17 protein-coding genes are annotated in these 16,363 nt (G+C 66.3%); 10 read left to right on the forward strand and 7 right to left on the reverse strand.

Translation table 11 applies throughout. The annotated features are described in order from the left end of the window. From aroE to mpl, 4 genes are all read right to left on the reverse strand, one after another. Window positions 1–867, reverse strand: a complete 867-nt coding sequence (gene aroE / locus BME24068_RS27730; RefSeq protein WP_174927971.1) for a shikimate dehydrogenase — start codon at window positions 865–867, stop codon at window positions 1–3. Continuing rightward, window positions 864–2,954 carry an RNB domain-containing ribonuclease gene (locus tag BME24068_RS27735; protein WP_174927972.1) on the reverse strand — a complete coding sequence of 697 codons (2,091 nt, stop codon included), beginning with the start codon at window positions 2,952–2,954 and terminating at the stop codon, window positions 864–866. The genes aroE and BME24068_RS27735 overlap by 4 nt, the downstream gene beginning before the upstream one ends. An 81-nt stretch (window positions 2,955–3,035) precedes the next feature. Continuing rightward, window positions 3,036–3,605 (reverse strand): YqiA/YcfP family alpha/beta fold hydrolase, encoded by a 570-nt coding sequence (locus tag BME24068_RS27740; RefSeq protein WP_096506244.1) that lies wholly within the window; start codon window positions 3,603–3,605, stop codon window positions 3,036–3,038. Then, entirely contained in the window at window positions 3,602–4,987 is a 1,386-nt protein-coding gene (gene mpl / locus BME24068_RS27745; protein WP_174927973.1) for a UDP-N-acetylmuramate:L-alanyl-gamma-D-glutamyl-meso-diaminopimelate ligase, read from the reverse strand. The genes BME24068_RS27740 and mpl overlap by 4 nt, the downstream gene beginning before the upstream one ends. 245 nt (window positions 4,988–5,232) lie before the next feature. Between mpl and BME24068_RS27750 the strand changes: the two genes are divergently transcribed. The 10 genes from BME24068_RS27750 (at window position 5,233) to BME24068_RS27795 (ending at window position 13,477) form a co-directional block, all read left to right on the forward strand. Continuing rightward, complete coding sequence (locus BME24068_RS27750; RefSeq protein ID WP_096506395.1) at window positions 5,233–5,877, forward strand: UDP-N-acetylmuramate--alanine ligase; 645 nt, start codon at window positions 5,233–5,235, stop codon at window positions 5,875–5,877. 7 nt (window positions 5,878–5,884) lie between these two features. Continuing rightward, window positions 5,885–6,436, forward strand: a complete 552-nt coding sequence (locus BME24068_RS27755) for a TlpA family protein disulfide reductase (RefSeq protein ID WP_174927974.1) — start codon at window positions 5,885–5,887, stop codon at window positions 6,434–6,436. 194 nt (window positions 6,437–6,630) lie between these two features. Further along, window positions 6,631–7,083, forward strand: coding sequence for a type II 3-dehydroquinate dehydratase (gene aroQ, locus BME24068_RS27760; RefSeq protein ID WP_096506238.1), 453 nt, complete (start codon window positions 6,631–6,633; stop codon window positions 7,081–7,083). Window positions 7,084–7,148: 65 nt separating this feature from the next. Continuing rightward, window positions 7,149–7,634: an acetyl-CoA carboxylase biotin carboxyl carrier protein gene (gene accB / locus BME24068_RS27765; protein ID WP_174927975.1), complete on the forward strand. Its 486-nt coding sequence runs from the start codon at window positions 7,149–7,151 to the stop codon at window positions 7,632–7,634. A gap of 84 nt (window positions 7,635–7,718) precedes the next feature. Next, window positions 7,719–9,086: an acetyl-CoA carboxylase biotin carboxylase subunit gene (gene accC / locus BME24068_RS27770; RefSeq protein ID WP_096506234.1), complete on the forward strand. Its 1,368-nt coding sequence runs from the start codon at window positions 7,719–7,721 to the stop codon at window positions 9,084–9,086. A 3-nt stretch (window positions 9,087–9,089) separates the two neighbouring features. Next, complete coding sequence (gene prmA, locus BME24068_RS27775) at window positions 9,090–9,992, forward strand: 50S ribosomal protein L11 methyltransferase (RefSeq protein ID WP_096506232.1); 903 nt, start codon at window positions 9,090–9,092, stop codon at window positions 9,990–9,992. Window positions 9,993–10,037: 45 nt separating this feature from the next. Next, window positions 10,038–11,375 carry a DUF3426 domain-containing protein gene (locus BME24068_RS27780; protein WP_174927976.1) on the forward strand — a complete coding sequence of 446 codons (1,338 nt, stop codon included), beginning with the start codon at window positions 10,038–10,040 and terminating at the stop codon, window positions 11,373–11,375. A 72-nt stretch (window positions 11,376–11,447) separates the two neighbouring features. Continuing rightward, the gene (gene tpx, locus BME24068_RS27785) at window positions 11,448–11,951 is read left to right on the forward strand and encodes a thiol peroxidase (protein ID WP_096506228.1); all 504 of its coding nucleotides are present in this window, start codon (window positions 11,448–11,450) and stop codon (window positions 11,949–11,951) included. Window positions 11,952–12,045: 94 nt separating this feature from the next. Continuing rightward, window positions 12,046–12,984 carry a carbohydrate kinase family protein gene (locus BME24068_RS27790; protein WP_096506226.1) on the forward strand — a complete coding sequence of 313 codons (939 nt, stop codon included), beginning with the start codon at window positions 12,046–12,048 and terminating at the stop codon, window positions 12,982–12,984. A 19-nt stretch (window positions 12,985–13,003) separates the two neighbouring features. Continuing rightward, entirely contained in the window at window positions 13,004–13,477 is a 474-nt protein-coding gene (locus BME24068_RS27795; RefSeq protein WP_096506224.1) for an outer membrane lipoprotein, read from the forward strand. Between the two features lie 220 nt (window positions 13,478–13,697). Here BME24068_RS27795 and BME24068_RS27800 read toward each other — a convergent pair whose 3' ends face one another. The 3 genes from BME24068_RS27800 to BME24068_RS27810 all read right to left on the reverse strand — a co-directional run bounded on the left by BME24068_RS27800 (window position 13,698) and on the right by BME24068_RS27810 (window position 16,033). After that, window positions 13,698–14,384 carry a histone H1-like DNA-binding protein gene (locus BME24068_RS27800; RefSeq protein WP_174927977.1) on the reverse strand — a complete coding sequence of 229 codons (687 nt, stop codon included), beginning with the start codon at window positions 14,382–14,384 and terminating at the stop codon, window positions 13,698–13,700. 28 nt (window positions 14,385–14,412) lie between these two features. Further along, window positions 14,413–14,739 carry a hypothetical protein gene (locus tag BME24068_RS27805; RefSeq protein ID WP_081472821.1) on the reverse strand — a complete coding sequence of 109 codons (327 nt, stop codon included), beginning with the start codon at window positions 14,737–14,739 and terminating at the stop codon, window positions 14,413–14,415. Between the two features lie 82 nt (window positions 14,740–14,821). After that, a complete protein-coding gene (locus BME24068_RS27810; protein WP_096506220.1) occupies window positions 14,822–16,033 on the reverse strand; it encodes a ribonucleotide-diphosphate reductase subunit beta in 1,212 nt (403 codons plus the stop codon). Window positions 16,034–16,363 lie beyond the last annotated feature (330 nt).

Below are 16,363 nucleotides of genomic sequence, written 5' to 3' on the forward strand. Positions count from 1 at the left end.
TCAGTTCGCGGCGAGCGCCTGGCGCAGCGCCGCGAGCACCGGCGCGCCGTCCGGCCGCACGCCGCGCCAGATGAAGAACGATTCGGCGGCCTGCTCGACCAGCATCCCGAGGCCATCGGCCGTGCGTGCGCCGAGCGACGCCGCATGCTGCATGAACACGGTCGGCTGCGCGCCGTACATCATGTCGTACGCGAGCGTGCCCGCGCCGTACGCGGCCGGGTCGCACTCCGGCAGCGCGGCATCGAGGCTGCCGGCCGTCGCGTTGACGATCACGTCGTACCGCTCCGCACGCACCGCCTCCGGGCCGCCGCCCGACAGCACGCAGCCCGCATCGTGCGCGGCCTGCGTGAACTGGCCGACGAGCGTCTCGGCCTTGCTCGCCGTGCGGTTCACGATCGTGATCGACAGCGGCGCGCGGTCGAGCATCGGCAGCACGACGCCGCGCGCCGCACCGCCCGCGCCGAGCAGCAGGATGCGTGCGCCCGCCAGCGATACGCCGAGATTCAGTTCGATGTCGCGCACGAGGCCGACGCCATCGGTGTTGTCGCCGTGGATGCTGCCGTCGGCGTCGATGCGCAGCGTGTTCACCGCGCCCGCTGCCGCCGCGCGCGGCGACAGCGTGTCGGCGAGCGCATGCGCGTCGAGCTTGAACGGCACCGTCACGTTCGCGCCGCGGCCGCCTTCGGCGATGAACGCGCGCACGGCGGGCTCGAAGCCGTCGACCGGCGCAAGCCGGTGTTCGTAGACGATCGCCTCGCCGGTCTGCGCGGCGAACTGCGTGTGGATGAACGGCGACTTGCTGTGCGCCACCGGATTGCCGAACACGACATAACGGTCGGCGCCCCCCGTCGATACGGCCGCGCTCATGATGCTCGCCCCTCTTCGCTGCCGTTACCGTTGCCGCTCGCGGCATCGCCGCCTTCGGCCGTCGCGCCGTCCGCCTCGGCCAGCGCTTCGGCTTCGGTTTCGGCCGACGCGTCCGCCGCGTCGACCAGCGTGTCGTCGCCGCCGTCGGCCTCTTCGTCGTCGTCGGCCGCGTCACCGCTCGTCACGGTCGGCGCGTCGAGCACGTTCAGCAGTCGCACCGATGCCTCGATCGTCAGCTCGTCGAGCGACATCACGTCGAGCAGCACGCGGGTGCCGCGCGCATGCACGCCGAGCCCCGGCACGTGCAGCAGCAGCGGGATTTCCTCGAGACGCACGAGATCGCCCTTCACGACGCTCGCGACGACCTGCTTCTTCTGCTCCTGCGCGAGCCAGCGCAGGCACCAGAAGTACTCCATCCGGCGCTGGTAATCGGCATACGCGGTATAGGTGTCGTCGAAGCCCTGCACGACCGCGTACAGGTCGGCGTCCTTCGGCTTGAACGGCGCGGCGAGCTTCGCGGTGACGCCGTGCTGCACGCACGCGAGCAGCTGCCACTGGTTCACGAGGTCGACATAGCGGCGCAGCGGCGACGTGCTCCACGCATACTGCGCGACGCCGAGGCCTTCGTGCGGCGCGGCCGTCGTCTGCATCCGCGTGCGCTTCGGGCCCGGCGCGCCGAAACCGCGCTGCGAGCGGTAGATGCCCGGCACCGTGTGATCGTGCAGGAACGCGCCCCACGTCGAGTTCGCGAGGATCGCGAGCTCCGACACGATCAGGTCGAGCGGCGAGCCGCGGCGACGCGGCGTGATCGACACGTGCTCGCCTTCGACGTAGAAGTTGTAGTCGGTGTTGCGCTGCACTTCGCGCTTCAGGCCGTAGCCCGCGCGCGCAACCTGGCGCTTCTCGAACAGCGCCTGCGCGAGCGGCCACAGCACGGCGATGTCGTCCTTGTGCGGGTAGTCGCCGGTGCCGGCCGCGAGCGTCTCTTCGTTGACGAGTTCGTCGAGCGTGTTGTGACGCAGGTTGTTCTTCACGTACACGAGTTCGGCACGCGTCTCGTTCGCGACGATGTCCTGCGTGTCGCGATTGACGATGATGTACAGCGACAGCGCCGGGCGGTAGTCGCCCTCTTTCAGCGTGAACACGTCGACGACGTCGTCCGGCAGCATCGTGATCTTGTCGCCCGGCATGTAGACGGTCGACAGGCGCGCACGCGCGATCGCATCGACCGCGTCGCCGCGCACGATGCCGAGCGCCGGCGCCGCGATGTGCACGCCGATCCGCACGCGACCGTCGGACAGGTGCTCGACCGAGAACGCATCGTCGATTTCGGTCGTCGTGATGTCGTCGATCGAGAATGCCTGGACGTCCGCTCGCGGCAGGTCGTCCGGCAGCGCCCCGACCGTGACGGCCGGGAAGCCCGTGCCGTGCGGGAAAAATTCCGCGAGGAAACGCGCTTCATGCAGCGCGCGCGGCGACTCGATGCCGCCGCAGTCGAGCATCAGACGCGCCGGCGATACGCCGCGCGCACCGGCCGCGGCCTCGAGCGCCTTGTATTCGATCGCGTTCTTGTCCGGCCGCGTCAGCAGCCCGAGCACCTTGCCCGCGAACGCTTCCGGCAGCTTGCCGGCCTTCAGTTCCTCTTCATACTGCGCCTGGACGAGCGCCTGCTGGCGCTTGCGCTCGAGCGATGCGAGCGCCATCTTGAGCTGCTCTTCCGGCGCGCGCTGGTACTGCCCGCGCCCCTTGCGGCGGAAATAGACGGGCGAGCCGTGCAGGCGCAACACGAGCGCCGCGCGCTCGACCGGGCCGTAGGCCGCACCGAAGTACTCCGCGGCCAGCGCCGTATAGGCGAACTCCTCGGCCGGCGCGCATTCCCACAGGAAATCCAGGTCGATCTGCTGCGCGGCCGTATCGGCTTCCTGCATCAGTTCGCCCGCGGCCGGCTTCTCGAATTCGATCAGCACGTCCTTTGCGCGTACCTTCGCCCGCCGCCCGCCGGGCAACTCGACCTGAAATGCGTCGCCCTGGCGCGACAGCACGCTGCCCGCCTTGAAACTGCCCGATTCCTCGAAGAAAACGTTCACTCAGTACTCTCGTTCAGACTGCCGGGCGCCGCATCGGCGGCGCCGCATGATGATGGGAATTCGATCGGCATGACGCCGGGTTCATGACGTTCTGTCGTCGCAAAAAGCGAGAACGTCGTCGACATAGTCGGCAAATTCGCTGATTCCGTGATCGCTGCCTTCGATCACGCGCGTCTTCGCGCCCGGGTAATGGGCGAGCATCTCGCGGTAGTCGAGCACTTCGTCGCCGGTCGCCGCGAACAGATAGTAGCGTTCGGGCCGCGAAATCGCCGGCACGCGCAGCGCATCGAGCTCGTCCAGGTGCCGGCGCTCGACGACGATCGACCCGCCGCCGTGCCACAGCGGCTGTTCGCCCAGATAGTGTTCGAGATCGCGCTGCGGCACGATCGCCGGATTCAGCAGCACCGCCTTCCAGCCGTGCTTTTCCGCCAGCCAGGTCGCGTAGTAGCCGCCGAGCGAGCTGCCGATCACCGTCACGTCGCGCGCACCGGCCACCTCGGCCTCCGCGACGGCGATCGCGTCGAGCGGCGACACCGACAGCGACGGGCAGCGCCACTCGCTCGTGCGGCCGAGTTCGGCCATGTGCGCGGCGAGCAGCCGCGACTTCTGCGACTCCGGTGACGAGCGGAACCCGTGCAGATACAGGATCACGCACGGCTCCCGAGCGCGTCGAGCAGCTTCTGGTGCACGCCGCCGAAACCGCCGTTGCTCATCACGAGCACGTGGTCGCCCGGACGCGCGGCCTCGACGACCGACTTCACCAGCAGATGCAGATCGTCGAACGCGCGCGCCTTGTCGCCGAGCGGCGCGAGCGCATCGCCGAGGTTCCAGCCGAGCGCATCGCGCCCGGTCGGCGCGCCGTAGCCGAACACCAGATCGGCGTCGGCGAGGCTCGCCGGCAGTTGCGCCTTCATCACGCCGAGCTTCATCGTGTTCGAGCGCGGCTCGAGCACGGCGAGGATGCGGGAATTCTGGCGGCCGATTCGTGCGCGAAGGCCGGCGATCGTGGTTTCGATCGCGGTCGGATGGTGCGCGAAGTCGTCGTAGACGGTCACGCCGTCGACGCTGCCGCGCACTTCCATGCGCCGCTTCACGTTGCGGAACGACGCGAGGGATTCGGCCGCCTGCGCGGGCGGCACGCCGACGTGGCGCGCGGCCGCGAGCGCCGCGAGCGCGTTCATCCGGTTGTGATCGCCTTGCACCTGCCACGCGACTTCGCCGACGCGCTCGGCGTGGCGATACACCGCGAAGCGCTCATCGACCGGCACGCCGTCCTCGGCCGGCAACGCCTGCCAGCCGCCGTCGACGCCGAAGCGCTCGACTTCGCTCCAGCAGCCGCGCGCGAGCACGCGCTCGAGCGCATCCGAGCGGCCGTTCATGACGATGCGGCCGACGCCCGGCACGGTGCGCACGAGATGATGGAATTGCGTTTCGATCGCGGCGAGATCCGGGAAGATGTCGGCGTGATCGAATTCGAGATTGTTGAGCACCGCGGTGCGCGGCCGGTAATGGACGAACTTCGAGCGCTTGTCGAAGAACGCCGTGTCGTATTCGTCGGCCTCGATCACGAAGAAGCTCGAATCGGTCAGCCGCGCCGACACGCCGAAATTCAGCGGCACGCCGCCGATCAGGAAACCCGGGTTCAGGCCCGCATCCTCCAGCAGCCATGCGAGCATCGACGACGTGGTCGTCTTGCCGTGCGTGCCCGCGACCGCCAGCACCCACTTGCCCGCCAGCACGTGCTCGCCAAGCCATTGCGGGCCGGATACGTACGGCAGGCCGCGATCGAGGATCGCCTCCATCAGCGGATTGCCGCGCGTGACGACGTTGCCGATCACGAACAGGTCGGGCTTCAGGTCGATCTGCTCGGCGCCGTAGCCCTCGATCAGCTTGATGCCCTGCGCCTCGAGCTGCGTGCTCATCGGCGGATAGACGCCCGCGTCGCAACCCGTCACCGTGTGGCCCGCCTCGCGCGCGAGCACGGCAAGACCGCCCATGAAGGTGCCGCAGATGCCAAGAATGTGGATGTGCATAGATGAATGCTTTCGCGCCGCCGGGCGCCGTCGATTCGGAAAGGAAGGTCAGCGGCGCACCGGACAGGCCGTGCGGCCGACGTCCGGTCAACGACTTTCGCCGCGACACAAAGACCGTCATTGTAACTGACGGCCTGCCGTGCCCGGCGGCCCGAACGATGGATGCGGGTGCCGGCCGGCGCGGCGGGCGGCGCGCGGCCGCAGCGCGTTCGGGCATGGCAGCGATCGAGTATGATTGCCGGATCATGTCTCGCAAACCCCTTGTCGACCCGCGGCGCGCCCGCGAGGAAATCGCCCAGTCCGCCGCCCGCCTGATCGCGGAAGACGGCCTCGATTACGCCAGCGCAAAACGCAAGGCCGCGCGCCAGCTATTCGGCGACACGCGCGTTGCCGGCGAATGGCTGCCGGATAACGATCTGATCGAGGAAGAACTGCGCGAGTACCTCGCCCTGTTCCAGAGCGACACGCAACCGGACGAGCTGCGCCGGCTGCGCGAAATCGCGCTGGACTGGATGCGCCGGCTCGCCGAGTTCAATCCGTATGTAACGGGCGCGGTGCTGAACGGCACCGCGAACGCGCATTCGGACATCCATTTGCAGATATTCACCGACAACCCGAAGGACGTCGCGATCTACCTGCTGAACCAGAACGTTCAGTACGACGTGTCCGAGACGCGGCATTTCGCCGGTCGCGCCGACGTCGAGACGCTCAGCTTCCTGTGGCGCCCGCGGCGCGACGTGGACGCGATCGGCATTCACGTCGCGCTCTACGCGAGCGACGACCTGCGCGGCGCGGTCAAGGCCGACGCACGTGGCCGGGTCGCCCGCGCGGACGCTGCCGCATTGCGCGCGCTCGTCGAGGCAGGCAACGCCCCTTCCGAACCGGAATGATTCAACGATGATGATGAAACGCATGTTGGCGCTCGCGATCGTCGCGGCCGCCGCCGTCGCCGGCGGGATCGCCGCCGGCCATTGGTTCCACGGCGACAGCGCCGACGACGGCGTCGCCGTCGCCGCGCCCGCGCAGGGCAGCCCGGTCGATCAGCTCTGGGCCGCGTCGCTCACGGGCGTCGACGGCAAGCCCGCGTCGCTCGCGTCGTTCAAGGGCCAGAAAGTGGTCGTCAACTTCTGGGCGTCGTGGTGCGGCCCGTGCGTCGAGGAGATGCCGGAGCTCGTCGCGCTGTCGCATCAATACAAGCAGAAAGGCATCCGCTTCATCGGGATCGGCGTCGATTCCGACCAGAACGTGAAGAACTTCCTGCAGAAGGTGAAGGTCGACTACCCGGTTTTCGTCAGTGGTTACGCGGGCGCCGATCTGGCCCGTAATTTCGGAAATACCGCCGGCGCGCTGCCGTTTACGGTCGTCATCGACGAAACCGGCAAGATTCGCGAGACAAAATTGGGACAAATCCAGCCGGCCGAGCTGAAAAAGACCCTCGACGCGTTGTGATCGGCCGGAACGGCCGTCCGCACGTTGGCGGCGATTTGTGCGTCGATCGCCGCAATTTCACGTCAATTCGCCGATACTTTGCATCCGCACCGGTAATTCTTGCAGGCCCGGCGCGCCCGGCCGTTCGGCAAAACTAGACAAAATTCTCTAAATAGCGCTAAAGTTCGCGCAATTCCGCAGAAATAGAAGCGACCATGACACGATTGCTGGTGCTGCACGGCCCCAACCTGAACCTTCTCGGCACCCGGGAACCGGAGGTGTACGGCCACGTCACGCTGGCGCAGATCGATCAGGCGCTTGCCGCGCGCGCCCAGGAAGCGGGTGCCGAGCTGTCGTCGTTCCAGAGCAACCATGAAGGCGCGCTCGTCGACCGCATCCAGGCCGCACGGCAGGAACAAACCGACTTCATCCTGATCAATCCGGCCGCGTATACGCACACGAGCGTCGCGATCCGGGACGCGATCGCCGGCGTTGGCATCCCGTTCGTCGAGATTCACCTGTCGAACGTGCACCGCCGCGAAGCGTTCAGGCATCACTCCTACTTTTCCGACCAGGCCGAAGGCGTGATCTGCGGGCTGGGCTGGAAAGGTTATCTGTACGCGCTCGAGTACGCGCTGGACAAGCTGCAAGGCGCGTCGCGCGGCTGATTTCGCGATCTAGATTCAGCGCCGGTCCCGCCCGGCGCTTTCACGTATTGAAAGGGGAATTCCCGATGGATCTTCGTAAGCTGAAAACTCTGATCGACCTCGTTTCCGAATCCGGCATCTCGGAACTGGAAGTGACGGAGGGCGAAGGCAAGGTGCGTATCGTCAAGCACGAACCGCCGGTCTACGTACAGCCGGCGGGCGGATTCATTCCGCAGGTCAGCATGCCCGTGCCCTCCGCCGGTCAACCGATCGAAGGCTCGGCTACCGCAGCGGCCACCGGCACCGGTGCCGCAACTGCCGCGCCCGCCGTGCCGCAAGGCCACATCGTGACGTCGCCGATGGTCGGCACGTTCTACCGCGCACCGTCGCCGGGCGCGGATCCGTTCACCCAGGTCGGTGACACGGTCAAGGAAGGCCAGACCATCTGCATCATCGAAGCGATGAAGCTGCTCAACGAGATCGAGTCGGACAAGGCCGGCGTGATCAAGGAAATCCTCGTCGAGAACGGCCAGGCCGTCGAATACGGCCAGCCGCTTTTCGTGATCGGCTAAGCCCGCCGCGCGGCCTGCCGGCCGCGCGCCGCCGATGCTCGCCAGGCGCCGTTCGCGCGTCCCTCGAAGAGACGAATACTCGCTATGTTTGAAAAAATCCTCATTGCCAACCGCGGTGAAATCGCGCTGCGCATCCAGCGCGCGTGCCGCGAGCTCGGCGTCAAGACGGTGGTCGTCTACTCGGAAGCCGACAAGGAAGCCAAGTACGTGCGCCTCGCGGACGAAGCCGTCTGTATCGGCCCGGCTCCGTCGAACCTGAGCTACCTGAACATGCCGGCGCTGATCAGCGCCGCGGAAGTCACCGATGCCGAGGCGATCCACCCCGGCTACGGCTTCCTGTCGGAGAACGCCGACTTCGCGGAACGCGTCGAGCAGTCGGGCTTCACGTTCATCGGCCCGCGCCCGGAAACGATCCGCATGATGGGTGACAAGGTCACCGCGAAGCAGACCATGATCAAGACCGGCGTGCCGTGCGTGCCGGGCTCGGAAGGCGCGTTGCCGGACGATCCGAAGGAGATCGTGAAGATTGCGCGCACGATCGGCTATCCGGTGATCATCAAGGCAGCCGGCGGCGGCGGCGGCCGCGGGATGCGTGTCGTGCACACCGAGGCTGCGCTCGTGAACGCAGTCAACATGACCCGCGAGGAAGCCGGCCGTGCGTTCGGCAACCCGCAGGTGTACATGGAGAAGTTTCTCGAGAACCCGCGCCACATCGAAATCCAGGTGCTGTCCGACGCGCACAAGAACGCGATCTGGCTCGGCGAGCGCGACTGCTCGATGCAGCGCCGCCACCAGAAGGTGATCGAGGAAGCGCCGGCACCCGGCATTCCGCGCCGCCTGATCGACCGCATCGGCGACCGCTGCGCGGACGCATGCAAGAAGATGGGCTATCTCGGCGCGGGCACGTTCGAATTCCTGTACGAGAACAACGAGTTCTACTTCATCGAGATGAACACGCGCGTGCAGGTCGAGCACCCGGTGTCGGAGATGATCACGGGCGTCGACATCGTGCAGGAACAGATCCGCATCGCGGCCGGCGAGAAGCTCGCGCTGCGCCAGCGCGACATCCAGTTCCGCGGCCATGCGATCGAATGCCGGATCAACGCCGAAGATCCGTTCAAGTTCACGCCGTCGCCGGGCCGGATCACGTCGTGGCATACGCCGGGCGGCCCCGGCGTGCGCGTCGACTCGCATGCCTACAATGGCTATTTCGTGCCGCCGAACTATGATTCGATGATCGGCAAGCTGATCACCTACGGCGCAACGCGCGACCAGGCGATCCGCCGGATGCGCATCGCGCTGTCGGAAATGGTCGTCGAAGGCATCCAGACCAACATCCCGCTGCACCGCGAGCTGATGATCGACTCGAAGTTCGTCGAAGGCGGCACCAGCATCCACTACCTCGAACACCGGCTCGCCCAGAAGCAGCAGGCCGCACCGGAAGAAGCGTAAAGCATGAGCTATCGCGAACTCGTCGTCGAACTGGCCCGTGAGCATGCGGAGGCGCTGTCCGACGCGCTGCTCGAACTGGGCGCGCTGTCGGTTTCCGTCGAGGACGCCGACGCCGACACGCCCGACGAACAGCCGCTCTTCGGCGAGCCGGGCCTCGTGCCGGATCGTACCGCGTGGCAGCACTCGCGCGTGATCGCGCTGCTGTCGCCCGATCAAGAGCCGGCCGTGCTGCTCGCGGCGGCCGCGAACGAAATCGGCGTCGCCGAGACGCCGAAGTTCGACGTTCGTGAAGTCGAGGAGCAGGACTGGGTGCGGCTCACGCAGTCGCAATTCGAGCCGATCCCGATCGGCGAGCGGATCTGGGTCGTACCGTCCTGGCACGACGCGCCCGATCCCGACGCGCTGATTCTCGAACTCGACCCCGGTCTTGCGTTCGGCACCGGCAGCCACCCGACCACGCGCCTGTGCATGGAATGGCTCGAGCAATCGGTGAAGCCCGGCCAGTCGGTGCTCGACTACGGCTGCGGCTCGGGCATTCTCGCGATCCTCGCGCAGAAATGCGGGGCGAACCCCGTCGTCGGCATCGATATCGATCCGCAGGCCGTCGAATCGGCCCGGCAGAACAGCGAACGCAACCGTGCGGAAGTCACGTACGGGCTGCCCGACGCATGCCCGGCCGGCGAGTTCGACATCGTCGTCGCGAACATCCTGTCGAACCCGCTGAAGCTGATGGCGTCGATGCTCGCGTCGAAGGTGAAACCGGGCGGCCGCATCGCGCTGTCGGGCGTGCTTGCCCGCCAGGCGGACGAAGTCGCGGCCGTCTATGCGCGCTACGTCGACATCTCGGTCTGGCGCGAACACGAAGGTTGGGTATGCCTCGCCGGAACCCGGCGGGAAAGCCATTAGAATAGCGCTGTCCCTCACTCTGGCCAGCAGGCCGCCCGGCTCGACATGCTTCTTGCGACGCGCTGCCCTCATTGCGAAACCGTCTTCCGGCTGCAGCAGGAACAGCTCTCGCTGCATGACGGGCTCGTGCGCTGCGGGCACTGCCAGCAGGTCTTCAACGCGTCGCAATCGCTCGTTCCCGAACTGGCGCAGCAGCCCGAGCCGGCGCTGACCGAAGCGGCACCGGCCGAGCCGGCTGCCGCCGGCACGCAACACGACACCGCGCCGGCGCGCCTCTTCACCGCCGATGCGCCCGCCAAACCGGCGCCCGCCGATGCCGACTACAAGCCGGAAGGCTGGGACATGTGGGCGCCGTGGCTCGACGCCGGCGTCGCCCCGTCTTTGCAGCACAACGTGCAGACCGTGCGCACCGAACCGCTGGTGCCGCTGGCGCTGCCGGCCACGGAGGCCGGCGTCGTTCACCTGACCGGCACGCCCGCGCCGATCTCGCCCGCCCCTGCCGAACCGCACGCTTTCACGTCCACCGCTCAACCGGCCGAACCGGAGCCGACTCCGTACGAAACCGGTGAGTCGTCCGTACCGTCGGCCGGGCACGACCCGCGCGAACCGCGCTTCGTCGCCCACACTCCGTCGGATGCCGATGCACAGGTTGCCGCCGATGCGGCCGAACCCGTCGGCAACGCACACTTCGCCGCGCCCGACGACGAACGCGCGCCGCGCGAACCGCGCTTCGCATTCACGCCGGTGCGAGCGGCGCCGGAACCGAGCATCCACTCGGACGAACCCGCCGCCGCGCCGGCCGCGACCGCCGACGAACCCGCCGTACCGTTCCCCGCCACGCTGACCGACGACGACCGCCCGCACTTCGCCGTCACGCGCGAGACACCCGCACCGCGGCAACGCGGGGTGATCGGCGGCTTCTTCGGCGGCCTGGTCGCCGCCGCGCTCGCGGTGCTGCTCGTCGCACAGCTCGCATGGTGGCAGCGTGAGGCGCTGATGATCCATTGGCCCGTCACGCAGGACTGGTTCCGGCAGGCGTGCGCGCCGCTCGGCTGCACGGTCGCGCCGCCGCGCGCGATCAACGGCCTGCGGCTCGACGCGACCGACCTGCGCCAGCTCGACGGCCCGCGCGTGCTGGAACTGAAGGTGCCGCTGACGAACCGCTACCGCGTCGCGCTCGCGTACCCGTCGCTCGAGCTCACGCTGCTCGACGATACCAATCACGTGACCGTGCGCCGCGTGCTCGCGCCGCGCGACTACGTGCGCCCGGGCACGCCGATCGACGCCGGGTTGCCGGCCGGCACGACGCAGACGATGGTCGTGCGTCTCGAAACGAACGGCACGCCCGCATCGAATTTCCGCGTCCAGATCTTCTATCCGTGACGCACCGCGGCGCGCGCATGCGCGCCGTCTCAACCCGCGCGCCCGAGGGGCGCGCTAATTCGGAGCACGAACATGAGCAAAGTTACGCTGGGTGGCAACCCGATCGATCTCGCCGGCACGTTCCCGGCCGTCGGCTCGCAAGCCCCCGACTTCAAGCTGGTCGGCAAGGACCTCGCCGACGTGTCGCTCGCCAGCTTCGCCGGCAAGCGCAAGGTGCTGAACATCGTGCCGAGCCTCGACACGCCGACCTGCGCGACGTCGACCCGCAAGTTCAACGAAGCCGCATCGTCGCTCGACAACACGGTCGTGATCGTCGTGTCGGGCGACCTGCCGTTCGCCGCCACGCGCTTCTGCACGACCGAAGGCCTGTCGAACGTCGTGACGGCTTCGACGTTCCGCGCCGGCCGCGCATTCGCGAACGCCTACGGCGTCGACGTGACGAGCGGCCCGCTGAACGGCCTGACCGCACGCGCGGTCGTCGTGCTCGACGCACAGGACAAGGTGATCCACGCGCAACTCGTCAGCGAGATCAAGGACGAGCCGAACTACGACGCAGCACTCGCCGCACTGAAGTAATCCGCTGCCGCCCGGCCCTGCCGCGCGAGGCCCGACGGGCCCTTCGCACCGGCCGGGCGGCCGCCTCCCTTTGCTCTCTACAGGAACGCACGCCTTGACTACGCTGATTTGCGGCTCGCTCGCCTACGACAACATCATGACCTTCGAAGGCCGGTTTCGCGAGCACATCCTGCCCGACCAGGTTCACCTTCTCAACGTGAGCTTCCTCGTGCCGACGATGCGTCGCGAATTCGGCGGTTGCGCGGGGAACATCGCTTACGCACTGCACATGCTCGGCGGCGATGCGCGCATCATGGCGACGGTCGGCGCGAACGACGCGGACCGCTATCTCGAGCGTCTCGATGCCCTCGGGCTGTCGAAGGCGAGCGTACGCGTGGTGCCCGAAACGCACACAGCGCAGGCGATGATCACGACCGATCTCGACAACAACCAGATCACCGCATTCCACCCGGGCGCGATGATGCAGTCGCATCTGAACCGCGCGGACGAAGTGTCGGGCGTGAAGCTCGGCATCGTCGCCCCGGACGGCTTCGACGGGATGGTCCAGCACGCCGAGCAATTCGCGAAGGCCGGCGTCCCGTTCATCTTCGATCCGGGCCAGGGCCTGCCGCTGTTCGACGGTGCGACGCTGCGCCGCATCATTGAACTCGCGACCTTCGTCGCGGTCAACGACTACGAAGGCAAGCTCGTCAGCGACAAGACGGGCTGGTCCGAACAGGAAATCGCCAGCCGGGTTCAGGCGCTGATCATCACGCGCGGCGAACACGGCTCGACCATTCTTCACAAAAACGGCGAAGAACAGATTCCGGTCGTGCAAGCCGGGCGCGTCGTCGATCCGACCGGCTGCGGCGACGCCTTCCGGGGCGGCCTGCTGTACGGCATCGAGAATGGCCTCGACTGGGCAACCACGGGCCGCCTCGCGAGCCTCATGGGCTCGATCAAGATCGCCCACCAAGGGCCCCAGACTTACGCACTGACGCGCGCCGAAATCGATGCGCGCTTCGAGGCTGCCTTCGGTTACAGTCTCAAATGAATATTGTGGGAGAGCACAGATGTTGACGAAAAAAACCCTCACGCTCGCGGCCATGCTGACGGCCACGCTGACGCTGGCCGGCTGCTTCACGCCGCCGGGTTCGGCGGACGTCTATAGCGTCGGCCAGGCACAGCGCGAACAGACGGTCCGCATGGGCACGGTCGAAAGCGTCCGTGCGGTGCGCATCCAGTCCGACGGCGGCGGCAGCGCGATCGGCACGCTCGGCGGCGGTGCGCTCGGCGCAGTCGCGGGCAGCGCGATCGGCGGCGGCAAGGGGTCGATCCTGACGGCGATCGCGGGCGGTCTCGTCGGCGCGGTCGCAGGCAACGCGGTCGGCGAAAACCTCAGCACGGCGAACGGTGTCGAAATCACCGTGCGTCTCGACAATGGCGACCTGCGCTCGATCACGCAGGCGACGAGCGGCGAAATGTTCCGTGCGGGCGACCGTGTGCGGCTGCTGTCGAGCGGCGGCGTCACGCGCGTCACGCACTAACGAGCATCCTCAGCACGCGGCGCAAGCCGCGGTCGAACGCATGTGCGAAGCTGCACATGCGTTTTTTTTCGTCCGCGCTCGGCCGTGCCGGCCGGCACACGAACGCAGAATACGGACGAAAAAAATCCCGCCATCCAAACGAGATGGCGGGACCGATTGAGTAGCGCTACTCAACCCGCGGACACCACGTGAGTGTCCGGGTGGTACTGGTCAGTCGCGATTACGGGCGGCTGCCGGTCGGGAACGGCCATGCCGCTGCCGGGTTGAGCGCGGTCTTCGCACCCGATGCCGGCGCGACCGATGCGGTCGACGCGGTGGTTGCCGGTGCAGCCTTCTTCACGACGGCCTTCTTCGGAGCAGCAGCCTTCTTCGCCGGTGCGGCAGCCTTGGGTGCGGCAGCCTTCGGTGCAGCAGCAGCCTTCTTCGCAGGGGCAGCCTTCTTGGCGGGCGCGGCCTTCTTCGCAGCAGCCTTCTTCGCAGGCGCGGCCTTCTTGGCAGCGGCCTTCTTCGCCGGTGCGGCCTTCTTGGCTGCAGCCTTCTTCGCCGGTGCGGCCTTCTTCGCAGCGGCCTTCTTCGCCGGTGCGACCTTCTTGGCTGCAACCTTCTTCACTGCGGCCTTCTTCGCCGGTGCGGCCTTCTTGGCTGCAACCTTCTTCACCGCGACTTTCTTAGCTGCGACCTTCTTGGCTGCAACCTTCTTCGTTGCGACCTTCTTCGCAGCAACCTTCTTCACTGCGGCCTTCTTCGCCGGTGCGGCCTTCTTGGCTGCAACCTTCTTCACCGCGACCTTCTTCGCAGCAACCTTCTTCACTGCAGCGGCCTTCTTCGCCGGAGCTGCAGCCTTCTTCGCAACGGTCTTCTTGGCAGCAACCTTCTTAGCAGCCGGTTTCTTCTTGGCAGTAGCCATGTTGTTCTCCTTCAGGTTCAGATGAGAGTCAGTTCAAACTACACCCTTCGTCAAAACCCGCTTCCCGCGGACGCTGTTCAGGACGTGCGCTTCGAAGCGGGCTATTCATCGGCGTACGCGGATACCGCGCGCTTACGCTAATGAATACGGTATGGCGCGCGTGACCCCATGGCCTCGCGCGCCAAATCAAGTCGGTAGCCGGCGCACCTCGCGCCGCCACCCCTAATCGCTTGATCAAGCGGACCGCCACACGGCCGTCCGCTTTTTCCGGAGGGAAGTTTGCCCATCCCACTGAAGGGTTCGCAAAGTGCCGATCATGTCGTTGGGCCGTTAAGGCACCGGGCATGCTTTGCATCAGGCGTTCTTGCTCCTAAACCTTGGGCCGGGGCCGAGAGGCCGCCGGCTGCTCCATCATGTGACGGGTTCGCTGCTGCGGGTTATTCCCAGGACAGCGCGCCGCCCGTCTGATACTCGATCACTCGGGTCTCGAAGAAGTTGCGTTCCTTCTTCAGGTCGATCATTTCGCTCATCCACGGGAACGGGTTTTCCTCGTTCGGGTACAGCGGATCGAGGCCGATCTGCTGGCAACGGCGGTTGCTGATGAAGCGCAGATAGCTCTTGAACATCGACGCGTTCAGACCCAGCACGCCGCGCGGCATCGTGTCCTCGGCGTAGCGGTATTCGAGTTCGACAGCCTGCTTGAACAGCTCGCGGATCTCCGCGCGGAATTCCGCGGTCCAGAGATGCGGGTTCTCGAGCTTGATCTGGTTGATCAGGTCGATGCCGAAATTGCAGTGCATCGACTCGTCGCGCAGGATGTACTGATATTGCTCCGCAGCACCCGTCATCTTGTTCTGGCGGCCGAGCGCGAGGATCTGCGTGAAGCCGACATAGAAGAACAGGCCTTCCATGATGCAGGCGAACACGATCAACGACTTCAGCAGCTTCTGATCCGCTTCGAGCGTGCCGGTCTTGAAGGCCGGGTCCGTCAGCGTATGAATGAACGGGATCAGGAATTCGTCCTTCGCGCGGATCGACGTGACCTCGTGGTACGCGTTGAAGATCTCGCCTTCGTCGAGACCGAGCGATTCGACAATGTATTGGTACGCGTGCGTGTGGATCGCCTCTTCGAACGCCTGGCGCAGCAGGAACTGCCGGCACTCGGGCGCCGTGATGTGGCGGTACGTGCCGAGCACGATGTTGTTCGCCGCGAGCGAATCGGCCGTCACGAAGAAGCCGAGGTTACGCTTGACGATGCGGCGCTCGTCCTCGGTCAGACCGTTCGGGTCTTTCCACAGTGCGATGTCGCGGGACATGTTGATTTCCTGCGGCATCCAGTGGTTCGCGCAACCCGCCAGATACTTTTCCCACGCCCATTTGTACTTGAACGGCACCAGCTGATTGACGTCAGTCTGGCCGTTGATGATGCGCTTGTCGGCGACATTGACCCGCGCTTCGGAACCGCCAGCGGGAACGGCCGATGCTTGCGGCGGCACCGCAAGATCGCCTTCGAAAATGTCACGGACCTGATGGGCGGCAGGCGTTGCAGCCTGCATTCCGACAGCCATCCCGGCGGAGGTGCGCAACGCGTTTTGCTGCGCTCCGCTCGCGGGGGTTACGGCAGTCTTCTCGTCATCCCAGTTGAGCATAAATTCTCACCATCAATTTAGAACGGTTTGTACCATCTTTTCCTGAGCGATAAAAGGGTTCGCTCACGAAAAATCCTTTTTTCGATTCGCGTTGCGACCTCGATACAACACTTTGAGCAACGCATCGTCGTTCATGCAGCGCGCGACGTGTGTCGCGCATGGTTCGCGAGGTGCGCTCGACACATCGAACGCTGATCGAAACGCGACGCTGTCGGGGATGTTTCGATCGCTTGCCTGTGACTGCAACGCAGGTGTCGCGTTACAGATTCCTTATCATTTTTTTAGTTGAGAGCGGCGCACACTTCAACCTCGATCGGTTGTCGTGCGCGC

It is taken from the genome of Burkholderia anthina, assembly GCF_902498995.1.
GTDB lineage: Bacteria > Pseudomonadota > Gammaproteobacteria > Burkholderiales > Burkholderiaceae > Burkholderia > Burkholderia anthina.